Below are 12,302 nucleotides of genomic sequence, written 5' to 3' on the forward strand. Positions count from 1 at the left end.
AGATAAAACCAGGGCGTAATCCAACCTGACTACGCCAGAGATGAAAAGGGACTACTGCTTTCCAATGACCAGCGAGACCAGTCCGGCGGCGATCAGCGGCCCCACCGGCACGCCGCGAAACAGCGCCACGCCCAGTACCGTTCCCACCAGCAGGCCGGCGACCAGTTGCGGTTGGCTCCCCATCAGCGTTACGCCGCGCCCGCCCAGCCAGGAAACAAACACTCCTACGGCGATGGCAATCAGCGATTTCCAGTTCACAAACGAGTGAAGCAGCGTGGACGGCGGCAGAGTGCCGCTGGCAATAGGGGCCATAACGCCAATGGTCAGGATGATAATTCCGATGGTCAGTCCCTGTTTTTCAATCCACGGGAAAAAAGTGCTCAGCGGCGTTACCCGGACAATAATCAGCACCAGAATAGAAACGGCGACGGTAGTGTTATGGCTGACAAACCCCAGAGCTGCCAGTCCCAACAGGACGAGCAGTGTGACATCAAACATCGTAGTTTTCCTTGCCGAAAAATAATAAGCATGCTCATTTTACGCACATACCCGTGAGTAAACAGGCTTTTTTTACCCGCTGACATTTCTGGTGGAATAATCAATCGACGGTCATTCCAGCAAAATAAAAATCATTCTCATTTTATCGCTACGCTGTTAATGTTGTATTTATTATGCATCTTATGGTGGAGAGGGATGAATGAGCACTCATGAAAAAGCAGGGCATACTTTTCTGGCCAGCCTCGGCAAAACGCGTTTGCGTCCCGGCGGTACAGAGGCGACCGAATGGCTATTCAGCCAGGCGCAATTAACACCGGAAAGCCGCGTTCTTGAAGTGGCCTGTAATATGGCGACGACGGCGATTGAGCTGGTGCAACGCTATGGCTGTCACGTCACGGCCGTGGATATGGATAAAGACGCGCTGGCAACGGCGAAGGATAACGTCGCGGCGCAGGGGCTTGAGGATAATATTCAGGTGATGCCCGCCAACGCGAATAGTCTGCCCTTCGCCGATAACAGCTTTGACGTGGTAATTAACGAAGCTATGCTGACGATGTACGCTGACAAAGCCAAAGCGAAATTGCTCGCCGAATATTATCGGGTGTTAAAGCCCGGCGGGCGTTTGCTCACCCACGATATTATGTTTACCGCCGGGCGGCTGGCTGAGGCGCAGCAAAATCAGCTTCAGCAGGTGGTGAAATCCAATGTTAGTCCAATGACGAAAGAAGGCTGGCGGGAGATTCTACTGGCAACGGGTTTTGCCGGGGTGACGCAGCATCAGGGGGAAATGTCGCTGATGTCACCGCAAGGGTTAATTCGCGATGAAGGGCTGAAAGGAGCAATCAGAATTGTTTTTAACGGATTGCGCTGCCGCGAGAACCGCAGCCGCTTTCTGGGAATGTTTCGCTTTTTCCGATCGCAGCGCAGACACCTCAATTATATCGCCTGCTGTTCTGTAAAAGGGCGGTAATGCACCCCGCGCATCGGCGCGGGGCGTAATGCTAATCGCTTGAGGTGACGCTTTGCTTATGGAACAGCTCGCGAAACACCGGATAAATATCTTCCTGCTCGCGAATGTGCTGAATAGCGAAATTATCAAACGATGCCTGAAGATGTTCATACTCCCGCCACAGCGTTTGATGCGCTCGCCGGGTGATCTCGATATAGCTGTAGTAACGCACCACCGGCAGAATTTTCTTCGCCAGGATCTCGTGACATAGCGGTGAGTCATCCGCCCAGTTATCGCCGTCAGATGCCTGCGCGGCATAGATGTTCCACTGCGCCGGATCGTAACGCTCTTTCACCACTTCATCCATCAGCTTCAGGGCGCTGGAAACGATGGTTCCCCCGGTCTCCTGCGAGTAGAAAAACTCATGCTCATCCACTTCTTTTGCCTGAGTATGATGGCGAATATACACCACATCAACGTTCTTATACGTTCGGCTCAGGAACAAATAGAGCAGAATATAAAAGCGTTTCGCCATGTCCTTGGTGGCCTGGTCCATCGAGCCAGAAACGTCCATCAGACAGAACATCACCGCCTGACTTGAAGGTTCAGGACGTTTTTCATAGTTCTTGTAGCGCAGATCGAAGGTGTCGATAAACGGCACGCGTTCAATTTTTGCCCGCAGTTCGGCGATCTCTTTGCGCAGCCGTTCTTCTTCGAGCAATTGTGCCGGTTCGCTTTTGCTCACCGTATCCAGACTGGCTTCCAGCTCCCGCAACTCACGGCGTTTACCTGCCGTCATTGCCGTGCGGCGGGCCAGTGAATTTTGCAGCGAACGCACTACGCTAATGTTGGCAGGCACGCCGTTAGAGGTATACCCGGCACGATGCGTTTTATATTCATTCATCTGCCGGTGCTGATTTTTCTTCAGATTGGGCAGCGCTAAATCTTCGAAAAGCAGATCCAGGTACTCATCTTTGGAAATCTGAAAAACAAACTCGTCCTGGCCTTCGCCATCCTGACTCGCCTGGCCTTGCCCGCTACCGCCACCACCGCCGCCGCCCTGAGGACGTTCAATGCGATCGTTCTGAACGAAATGGTCATTTCCGGGATGCACACGGCTCCGCTCGCCGCCACGCCCCTGATGGAACATGGGTTCGTTAATATCGCCTGCCGGAATGGAGACGGATTCGCCGCTGTCGACGTCGGTCACCGAACGCTTGTTTATCGCTTCGGAAATAGATTGCTTAATCTGTGCTTTATAACGGCGTAAAAAGCGCTGACGGTTTACCGCGCTCTTATTTTTACCGTTCAGTCGTCGGTCAATGAACCAGGTCATATGCCCCCCGTACTGCTTTTGCCAACTTCACGCTGCGTCTCAGGAACCGGCAGGTTGTCCGGTCCTGAGATCGCATCTTTATTCAGGCCCGGCGAGCATCACGCTGCCGGGCATTAGTATTATGATGATTTACGCACCCGCAGATACCATTCGCACAGCAGGCGAACCTGTTTGCGGGTATAGCCTTTCTCCATCATCCGGTCGACAAAGTCGTCATGCTTTTTCTGCTCGTCGGTTGAGGTCTTGGCATTGAACGAGATCACCGGCAGCAGCTCCTCGGTATTAGAGAACATTTTCTTCTCAATAACCGTGCGCAGTTTCTCGTAGCTGGTCCAGTTCGGATTACGTCCGCTGTTATTCGCTCTGGCGCGCAGTACGAAGTTAACGATTTCATTACGGAAATCTTTCGGATTACTGATCCCGGCAGGTTTCTCGATTTTTTCCAGCTCGGCGTTAAGCGATTCACGGTCAAAAAGCTGGCCGGTATCGGGATCGCGATACTCCTGATCCTGGATCCAGAAATCCGCATAGGTGACATAACGATCGAAAATGTTCTGCCCATATTCAGAGTAGGATTCCAGATAAGCGGTCTGGATCTCTTTGCCGATAAATTCGGCATATTTCGGGATCAGATACCCTTTGAGGAATTCAAGGTAGCGCTCTGCCAGCTCCTGCGGGAACTGCTCACGTTCGATCTGCTGCTCCAGGACATAGAAAAGGTGTACCGGGTTCGCCGCCACTTCCGCGTGATCAAAGTTGAAGACGCGAGAGAGGATTTTGAAGGCGAAACGGGTCGAGAGACCGTTCATGCCTTCGTCCACTCCGGCGTAATCGCGATATTCCTGATAAGACTTCGCTTTCGGATCGGTATCCTTCAGACTTTCACCATCATAGACGCGCATTTTTGAATAAGTGCTGGAGTTTTCCGGCTCTTTCAAACGCGACAAAATAGTAAAGCGGGCCAGCGTTTCCAGCGTACCCGGTGCGCACGGCGCATGGGTCAGCTCACTGTGATTAAGCAGTTTCTCGTAGATTTTGATCTCTTCAGAGATCCGCAGGCAATAAGGCACCTTAACGATGTATACACGGTCAAGAAACGCCTCATTATTCTTGTTGTTACGGAACGTCACCCATTCAGATTCGTTCGAGTGGGCGAGGATAATCCCGTTAAACGGCAGGGCGGAGATCCCCTCGGTACCGTTGTAGTTACCTTCCTGCGTTGCCGTCAGCAATGGATGCAGCACCTTAATTGGCGCTTTAAACATTTCGACGAATTCCATAATCCCCTGGTTGGCCCGGCACAGCGCTCCGGAATAGCCGTAGGCATCAGGATCGTTCTGGGCGTGGTTCTCCAGTTTACGAATGTCCACTTTCCCGACCAGCGCCGAAATATCCTGATTGTTCTCGTCGCCAGGTTCAGTTTTGGCAATCGCAATCTGTTCCAGAATGGAAGGCCAGACTTTGACTACGCGGAACTTCGTGATATCGCCGCCAAATTCATGCAGGCGTTTCGCGGCCCACGGCGACATAATGGTGCCGAGATAGCGACGCGGGATGCCATACTCTTTATCGAGAATTTGCGCGTCTTCCTGTGGGTTAAACAGGCACAGCGGATGATCGTTAACCGGGCTGCGTTCACCGTCAGCGCTGAGCACGTAGATCGGCACGCGCTGCATAAGCGCTTTCAGCCGTTCTGCCAGCGACGATTTACCGCCGCCAACCGGCCCCAGCAGATACAGGATCTGCTTTTTCTCTTCCAGGCCCTGAGCGGCATGTTTCAGGTACGAAACGATCTGCTCAATAGCCTCTTCCATTCCGTAAAACTCCTCAAAGGCCGGATAGCGAGCGATAACCCGGTTCGAAAAGAGACGAGATAGCCGTGGCTCCTGAGCAGTATCAACCATCACTGGCTCACCGATTGCCGTCAATAGCCGCTCCGCCGCATTGGCGTAGGCGCTACGATCCTGGCGGCAAATAGTAAGAAATTCCTGCAGTGTGAACTCTTCGTCCTTGGCAGCTTCATAACGCTGGCGGTAGTGATCGAATATATTCATGGCATGCCGTCCTTTCGTTTTAGCACAGGTAAAAGAGCCGTTCATATGAATAGTAGAGGCTCCCGGAAGAGGTAGGCTGAGCCACGCTCATTCACACTCCAGCAACCATTATGCCAGGTTAGAGGAGGCCAAAAGACGATGTGCCCGGCGATACACCTTCTCAATAAAGCGTAGATGGCATTTGCAAAACTTGCCTGCGAGCCGGGCCCAATTTCAATGACATATCAATAACTCATCCTTAAAAAATTTACGCGAGGCGGAATAACGCTGGTCTTGCGTCATCGGGGTGTCACGACTATGCAAACCTGCTGTCATATGTGGCTATCATGCTAAAACATTTGTCTGAGTAAGGTTCTTGTAAATAATTTGGGTTGTGAGTCAAGGACGGTTACACTCCTTCAGCGGATAATTTGATACAGGAAAGAGCGAATTGTGACTAAATTCAAACTTGTGGCACTGGGTGTGCTAATTGCTTCTTCGGCTTCCGTTGCGCAGGCAGCAGCAGGCCCCTGGACAGTGGGCGCGGGTGTCGGCGTCGTTCAAAACCCCTACAAACAATATGATGACGATGTTTATCCTGTACCGGTAGTCGCTTATGAGGGCGATGATTTCTGGTTCCGTGGCCTTGGCGGCGGTTACTATCTGTGGAATGACAAAACCGACAAACTCTCCATTACAGCGTACTATTCGCCGCTGCATTTCAAACCTCACGACAGTGACAACAACCAGCTGCGCCAGCTCGATCGCCGTCGTTCGACGGTAATGGCGGGACTGACCTACATCCATGAAACGTCATACGGCTTCCTGCGTACGACATTTGCGGGTGATACCTTGGATAACAGCAACGGCTTCACCGGTGATGTGGCATGGCTTTACCGCTACACCAACGATCGCCTGCATATCACTCCAGGTATCGGGGTGGAATGGAGCAGTGAAAACCAGAACGACTACTACTATGGTGTTTCCGGTAAGGAATCTCGTCGTAGCGGGCTTAAGAGCTACAATCCTGACGATAGCTGGAATCCGTACGTCGAACTGGCGGTTAGCTACAGCCTGACGGATAACTGGAATATCTACGGCTCCGGACGCTATACGCGCCTGTCAGACGAAGTGACCGACAGCCCGATGGTTGATAAATCCTGGTCCGGGCTTTTCTCTACCGGGGTGACGTACAATTTCTGATAGTGCAAACTAACAGGGCATATTGTGCAACACGACAGGGCGATTACGCCCTGTTTTGCATTATGGTGGTGCAGTAAAAATCTCAGGAGGAGTTATGACAAAATCAATTCACTTTCGTCATCAGGCCACGTTGCCGGCAATCGGTCAGGGCACGTGGTATATGGGAGAGAGCCGAAGCCAGCGTGCGGCTGAAGTCGCCGCTTTACGGGCTGGGGTGGAGCAGGGACTTACGCTGATTGATACCGCGGAAATGTATGCTGACGGCGGTGCTGAAGAAGTGGTGGGCGAAGCGCTGAAGGGCATTCGCGATAAGGTCTTTCTGGTTTCAAAAGTCTATCCATGGAATGCGGGGGGCAAAAAAGCCATCGCCGCCTGCGAAGCCAGCCTGCGTCGTCTGGGCACCGACCATCTCGATTTGTATCTGCTGCACTGGCGGGGAAATTATTCGCTGGCGGAAACGGTGGAGGTGATGGAAACGCTCATCGCGCAGGGAAAAATCGCCCGCTGGGGCGTGTCAAATCTGGACAGCGATGACATGCAGGAGCTGTGGCAGGTTGACGGCGGCCAACAGTGCGCTACCAATCAGGTGCTCTATCATCTGGCCTCGCGCGGTATCGAATATGATTTACTGCCCTGGTGCCAGCAACAGTCGCTGCCGGTAATGGCTTATTGTCCACTGGCGCAGGCTGGCCGTCTGCGCAACGGATTGCTGAATAACAACGCGGTGCTGGAGATTGCCCGTACGCATAATGCCAGCGCGGCACAAATTCTGCTGACGTGGGTGATCAGTCATCAGGGTGTGATGGCGATCCCGAAAGCGTCGAGCGTGGCGCACGTTAAAGAGAATGCCGCCGCGCTGAATATTTCGCTGAGTGCGGACGATCTGGCAAAGCTGGATCGCGCCTTCCCGGCCCCGCAGCGCAAAATGCCGCTGGACGTGGTTTGATCCGCCGGGGTAATAGTGCGTCGCCGTCGGATTGTCGATGAGTGTGATACCGTGGAATTATGCCTGGCGGCGCTTCGCTTGCACAGGCCTACGGGAGGCGAATAACGTGGTGTTTTATAGGCCGGGTAAGGCGAAAGCCGTCACCCGGCAATTAACGCAGACTCAGCGTTTAGCCACACGAATAGTCTGGGCCAGACGAGAAGGCTTCTCTTCGCTGGCTTTCTGCTTCGTCGTCGCGCACGCCGTTTCAACGCAAACAAAGGTTTTATAGCCGTCATCCGGCATATCGCCCATGCTGACGGAAAGCGCCGGACCCGGATTCCAGCCCACTACATCGCAGTAATGGTGGTGGATCACGTCGATTTTACGGTTAAGCGCCGCATCGTGGATCACGCTACAGGCTTCCGGATTGATGTAGACGCGGTCGGTACGGTCGGGGAAAGTTTGCACCCCATCCGCCAGCACGCCTTCCTGTGCGTCATTCACTTTATCAATGTAGCGATCGCCAAGGCCGCTAACGCTGACCGCGCTGATATCGCCAACGTTAAAGTACGTATGCAGGGCGGAGGTTGTTTCAAACTCGCCGTGGGCTTCCAGCTCGATTTCACAGGTTTTACCCAGTTTGTAGCGGGCGTAAAGTGTGAAATCATGCGGCCAGTACTGACGCGTCGCATCGCTGCTTTGCAGTTCAAAGGTCAACACAACGCCATTGTCGTCTTCATTGTGTGCCTTCAGCGTCCACGGCAGATTGCGGGCAAAACCGTGAGAGGGCAGACCTTTCTGTTCAGCCGGACCAAACCATGGCCAGCAAACAGGGACGCCGCCGCGCAGCGCCACACCGTTTTTAAACGGGGTATTGCCGCTTAACCACAAAACCTCTTCTTCGCCCGCAGGTTTCCAGGAAAGCAGGTGCGCGCCCTGAAGGGCGAAGGAAGCCTTAACCTGCGGGTGGTCAACAACGATGATTTCCAGCTCGTCAAGCTGGCGTTGGGAAAGAACCGGGGTTATCTGTTCGACTACAGGTAGAGCAAAAATTTTAGCAATCATTTAACGCAATCCTCTGTCTTCAAAACAAAAAAAGAGCGACCGAAGTCGCTCTTTTGGAATCATGTCTCATCTCAACTTATTTGGAGATGTGAGCAATCAGGTCCAGAACTTTGTTGGAGTAACCAGTTTCGTTGTCGTACCAGGAAACCAGTTTCACGAAGTTGTCGTTCAGTGCGATACCGGCTTTAGCATCGAACACGGAAGTGCAGATTTCGCCGTTGAAATCGGTGGAAACCACGTCATCTTCGGTGTAACCCAGAACGCCTTTCATTTCGCCTTCGGAAGCTGCTTTGATGGCTTTCTTAATTTCTTCGTAAGAAGCCGCTTTTTCCAGACGAACGGTCAGGTCAACAACGGATACGTTCGGAGTCGGAACGCGGAACGCCATACCAGTCAGTTTGCCATTCAGTTCAGGCAGTACTTTACCTACAGCTTTAGCAGCACCGGTAGAGGACGGGATGATGTTCTGGGATGCGCCACGGCCGCCGCGCCAGTCTTTGTGAGACGGGCCGTCAACGGTTTTCTGAGTAGCGGTGGTCGCGTGAACAGTGGTCATCAGACCTTCGATGATGCCGAAGTTGTCGTTGATAACTTTTGCCAGCGGAGCCAGGCAGTTGGTGGTGCAGGAAGCGTTGGAAACGATGTCCTGGCCTTCGTATTTGTCAAAGTTAGCGCCTTTAACAAACATCGGAGTGTTGTCTTTGGACGGGCCAGTCAGAACCACTTTTTTCGCGCCAGCAGTGATGTGCTTACGAGCGGTTTCGTCGGTCAGGAAGATACCGGTAGCTTCAGCAACAACGTCAACGCCGATTTCGTTCCATTTCAGGTTAGCCGGGTCTTTTTCTGCGGTAACACGGATGGTTTTGCCGTTAACAACCAGATGGCCGTCTTTCACTTCTACGGTACCGTTGAAACGACCGTGAGTGGAGTCATATTTCAGCATGTACGCCATGTAGTCAGCGTCCAGGAGATCGTTGATGCCAACGATTTCGATGTCAGAACGTTCCTGAGCAGCACGGAAAACAATGCGACCGATACGGCCAAAACCGTTGATACCTACTTTGATAGTCATATATTCCACCAGCTATTTGTTAGTGAATAAAAGGTTGCCTGTAAAATTACAAAAACCTTACGCAGCGTCAAGCGGAATCGTGTCAATCATTGCGACAAATCAATCCTCTGCCTAACCTTTGGACGACTGACTCGCTCCACTTTTCCTTTGGGCTGAAAACCACATGGGGGCTGCGCCCGGAATTTTAAAGGGCTAGCCGGATAAAAATGTGAACGCCATCACAATAATCAGGGTAACCCCGCACACCGGATAAGTTTAGAACAAATAGCCGGACCTTGATGTTAATGTTTTGTTAGAATAGGCTTATAAATGTAAGTGCGACTACCGCGAGATGTGAGAAAATGGCCAATAAACCCTCCCCGGAAACGCTAAAAAATTCGCTGAGCGAAATGCAATTTTACGTGACGCAACACCATGGTACCGAACCGCCTTTTACCGGTCGTTTATTGCATAATAAACGCGAAGGGGTTTATCACTGTCTGGTCTGCGACGCGCCGCTGTTTAATTCGCAATCAAAATACGAGTCCGGCTGCGGCTGGCCCAGTTTTTATGAACCGGTTAGCGAAAGCGCGGTGCGTTCGCTAAATGACTACTCGCACGGCATGCAGCGTATCGAAATTCGTTGTGGGAACTGCGACGCGCACCTTGGACACGTCTTCCCGGACGGCCCTCAGCCCACCGGCGAGCGTTTCTGCGTTAATTCAGCCTCCCTGAGCTTTACCGATGATGACGGTGGCGAGCAAATTAAGGGCTAAAAAATCGATTCAGCAAATTATTCCACCAGCAGGAGCGACAGCATGGATCTCAACAGCGTTATTGAGAGCATGACCCCGGAAGTGTATCAACGTCTGGTAACCGCCGTAGAGTTAGGCAAATGGCCTGATGGCGTGGCGCTGACGCCCGAGCAAAAAGAGAACAGCCTGCAACTGGTGATGCTCTGGCAGGCGCGTTACAACACTGACGCGCAGCATATGACTATCGACACGCGCGGTCAGATGGTGATGAAAACCAAACAGCAGCTAAAAGAAGAGTTTGGTATCGCGCCGCAACCGATCGCAACGTTCAAATCCTGACCCTGAGCAGGGCAGGTTTTTGCCCGGTAAGCCTGTGCTACCGGGCGGATACGACGCTTACTTCTTATTCATCATCGACTTAAGATCGGCGAACGGGTTATATTTCGCTGCGCCCACGCTATCCTGCGCGTCTTCACCTGCCACCACCGTGGAACCATACTGGTCAGCCTCAGTATATTTTGAGTGCTCATGGTCGTGACAGTACAGGCACAGCATCTCCCAGTTACTGCCATCTTCAGGGTTATTCGAGTGATCGTGATCGATATGGTGCACGGTCAGTTCACGAAGATTTGAATACACAAACTCGCGCGAACACCGTCCACAAACCCACGGGAAAAGCTTTAGCGCTTTCTCGCGATAACCGACTTCAAGCCGGGCGTAGTTTTTGGGGATAAATGCCATCGTTCAGAGCCTTTCGCAGTAATAATGATGCAATGGGGTAGCAAGCATCCTGTCAGGATGGGAAATCGCGCTACCCTTGCGTTTCTGTCCAGTCTGCCAGAGTATACAGCGTGGCACCCGCAACCGACATCTCCATAAATGCGTGCGCGCCGTCCTGGGCATTCAAATCAACCGCGCGACAGCCGTCGGTAATCACATTCACCTGATAACCCAGCTGCAGCGCATCCAGTACGGTGAATTTGACGCAATAATCCGTTGCCAGACCCATCACGATCACCTCGCCAATCTCGTGTTCCCGTAGCCAGCTATCCAGCCCGGTTTGCTGGCGGTGTTCGTTATCGAAGAAAGCACTGTAGCTGTCGATCAGCGGATGTTGCCCTTTGCGAAAAACCGCTTCGATTGCATCATGCTTCAGTAGCGGGTGCAGCTCTGCGCCTTCGCTCCCCTGAACGCAGTGATCGGGCCAGAAGGTCTGTGGAATGCCATCCAGCACGCCCTCGCTAAAAGGCTCGACGCCATGCTGGCTGGCAAAACTACCGTGATCCGCCGGGTGCCAGTCCTGGCAGGCAACGATCCTGATACGGCGGCTGCGGCACCAGTCAATCAGCGCGTTGGCGATATCAACGGTACTGTCGCCTTCCGGTACGGCCAGCGCGCCGCCAGCACAAAAATCATTCTGCATATCAACCAGTAACAGTGCGCGTTTAGTCATGATTATTTCCTCATTCATCCGGCGTCAGTTCGCCACGCAAGTTTTGCATCATGGCGGTACGAATCGCATCGGTGCTCAGCCCCTGGCTTAGCAGGTAGTGAAGCTTGGTCAGCGTGGCTTCTACCGTCATATCAAACCCGCTGATCACGCCCGCGTGCGCCAGCGCATTGCCGGTGGCATAACCGCCCATATTCACTTTGCCTGACATGCACTGGGTAAGGTTGATCACCACAATCCCACGCTGGCTGGCGTCGGCCAGCTCCTGAAGAAACTCGGCGTTTTGCGGTGCGTTCCCCACGCCGTAAGAGCGCAGGATCAACGCCTTGACCGGTTGACGCAGAAAGTTACGCACCACATCCGCCGAAATCCCCGGATAAATCGTTACCACACCGATGGGCTGCGGCGTAATGGGATGAACAACCAGTTCCCCGGTTCCGCGCGGAGAGGGCGGGGTGCCCAGGCGGCGAATGTGGATGCCTGCTTCAAGCAGAGGTGCCAGATTCGGCGAAGCAAACGCATCAAACCCATCAGCGTGCGCTTTGGTGGTGCGATTACCGCGATAAAGACGATTATTAAAAAACAGCGCCACTTCACAGATGGGATAGTTCGCCGCGACGTACAACGCATTCAGCAAATTAATCTGTCCGTCAGAGCGCAGTTCCGCCAGCGGAATTTGTGACCCTGTCACAATTACCGGTTTACCGAGATTCTCCAGCATAAAGGAGAGAGCCGAGGCGGTGAACGCCATGGTATCGGTGCCATGCAGGATCACGAAGCCGTCATAATCGTCGTAATTCGCCCGGATATCGTCTGCGATGTGCTGCCAGTCCTGTGGCGTCATATCTGAAGAGTCCATCAGCGGCTGATATTCATGAATGGCAAAATCCGGCATTTCCGGACGATGAAACTCAGGCATCTGTGATAGCTGCTGCTGGAGATGACCGGATACAGGGATATAACCCTGCTCGGAGCGCTGCATACCAATGGTTCCGCCGGTGTAGGCGACGTAAATGGATTTCTTTTGCATGATG

General features: G+C 52.8%; 13 protein-coding genes. 5 read left to right on the plus strand and 8 right to left on the minus strand.

From position 1 onward, the window contains the following. Positions 1–51 precede the first annotated feature (51 nt). Positions 52–498 (minus strand): DUF441 domain-containing protein, encoded by a 447-nt coding sequence (locus tag P0H77_RS09730; protein WP_176918238.1) that lies wholly within the window; start codon positions 496–498, stop codon positions 52–54. A gap of 199 nt (positions 499–697) precedes the next feature. Here P0H77_RS09730 and P0H77_RS09735 point away from each other — a divergent pair, with 199 nt between their 5' ends. Further along, complete coding sequence (locus P0H77_RS09735) at positions 698–1,468, plus strand: class I SAM-dependent methyltransferase (protein ID WP_276164702.1); 771 nt, start codon at positions 698–700, stop codon at positions 1,466–1,468. Positions 1,469–1,499: 31 nt separating this feature from the next. On the opposite strand, the gene P0H77_RS09740 is transcribed toward P0H77_RS09735, so the two are convergent. Next, positions 1,500–2,783 (minus strand): YeaH/YhbH family protein, encoded by a 1,284-nt coding sequence (locus P0H77_RS09740; protein WP_276164703.1) that lies wholly within the window; start codon positions 2,781–2,783, stop codon positions 1,500–1,502. Positions 2,784–2,902: 119 nt separating this feature from the next. After that, positions 2,903–4,837 carry a protein kinase YeaG gene (yeaG, locus tag P0H77_RS09745; RefSeq protein ID WP_176918235.1) on the minus strand — a complete coding sequence of 645 codons (1,935 nt, stop codon included), beginning with the start codon at positions 4,835–4,837 and terminating at the stop codon, positions 2,903–2,905. A gap of 432 nt (positions 4,838–5,269) precedes the next feature. Here yeaG and P0H77_RS09750 point away from each other — a divergent pair, with 432 nt between their 5' ends. After that, on the plus strand, positions 5,270–6,019 hold the full coding sequence (locus tag P0H77_RS09750; RefSeq protein ID WP_276164704.1) for a MipA/OmpV family protein: 750 nt from the start codon (positions 5,270–5,272) through the stop codon (positions 6,017–6,019). A 94-nt stretch (positions 6,020–6,113) separates the two neighbouring features. Continuing rightward, a complete protein-coding gene (locus P0H77_RS09755; protein ID WP_276164705.1) occupies positions 6,114–6,965 on the plus strand; it encodes an aldo/keto reductase in 852 nt (283 codons plus the stop codon). 162 nt (positions 6,966–7,127) lie between these two features. Here the strand turns inward: P0H77_RS09755 and P0H77_RS09760 are convergent, their stop codons facing one another. Next, positions 7,128–8,012, minus strand: coding sequence for a D-hexose-6-phosphate mutarotase (locus tag P0H77_RS09760; RefSeq protein ID WP_276164706.1), 885 nt, complete (start codon positions 8,010–8,012; stop codon positions 7,128–7,130). 76 nt (positions 8,013–8,088) lie between these two features. Further along, positions 8,089–9,084, minus strand: a complete 996-nt coding sequence (gene gapA, locus P0H77_RS09765) for a glyceraldehyde-3-phosphate dehydrogenase (RefSeq protein ID WP_103677767.1) — start codon at positions 9,082–9,084, stop codon at positions 8,089–8,091. 341 nt (positions 9,085–9,425) lie between these two features. Between gapA and msrB the strand changes: the two genes are divergently transcribed. Continuing rightward, positions 9,426–9,839, plus strand: a complete 414-nt coding sequence (gene msrB / locus P0H77_RS09770; RefSeq protein ID WP_276164707.1) for a peptide-methionine (R)-S-oxide reductase MsrB — start codon at positions 9,426–9,428, stop codon at positions 9,837–9,839. A 42-nt stretch (positions 9,840–9,881) separates the two neighbouring features. Next, entirely contained in the window at positions 9,882–10,157 is a 276-nt protein-coding gene (locus P0H77_RS09775; RefSeq protein WP_276164708.1) for a YeaC family protein, read from the plus strand. Between the two features lie 57 nt (positions 10,158–10,214). On the opposite strand, the gene yajD is transcribed toward P0H77_RS09775, so the two are convergent. The 3 genes from yajD to ansA all read right to left on the minus strand — a co-directional run bounded on the left by yajD (position 10,215) and on the right by ansA (position 12,298). After that, positions 10,215–10,559, minus strand: coding sequence for an HNH nuclease YajD (gene yajD / locus P0H77_RS09780; RefSeq protein WP_276164709.1), 345 nt, complete (start codon positions 10,557–10,559; stop codon positions 10,215–10,217). A 70-nt stretch (positions 10,560–10,629) separates the two neighbouring features. Next, positions 10,630–11,271, minus strand: coding sequence for a bifunctional nicotinamidase/pyrazinamidase (pncA, locus tag P0H77_RS09785; RefSeq protein ID WP_276164710.1), 642 nt, complete (start codon positions 11,269–11,271; stop codon positions 10,630–10,632). 10 nt (positions 11,272–11,281) lie between these two features. Continuing rightward, complete coding sequence (ansA, locus tag P0H77_RS09790; protein ID WP_276164711.1) at positions 11,282–12,298, minus strand: asparaginase; 1,017 nt, start codon at positions 12,296–12,298, stop codon at positions 11,282–11,284. Positions 12,299–12,302: the final 4 nt, after the last annotated feature.

Origin of the sequence: Superficieibacter sp. HKU1 (assembly GCF_029319185.1) — a bacterium.
Classification (GTDB): Bacteria; Pseudomonadota; Gammaproteobacteria; order Enterobacterales; family Enterobacteriaceae; genus Superficieibacter.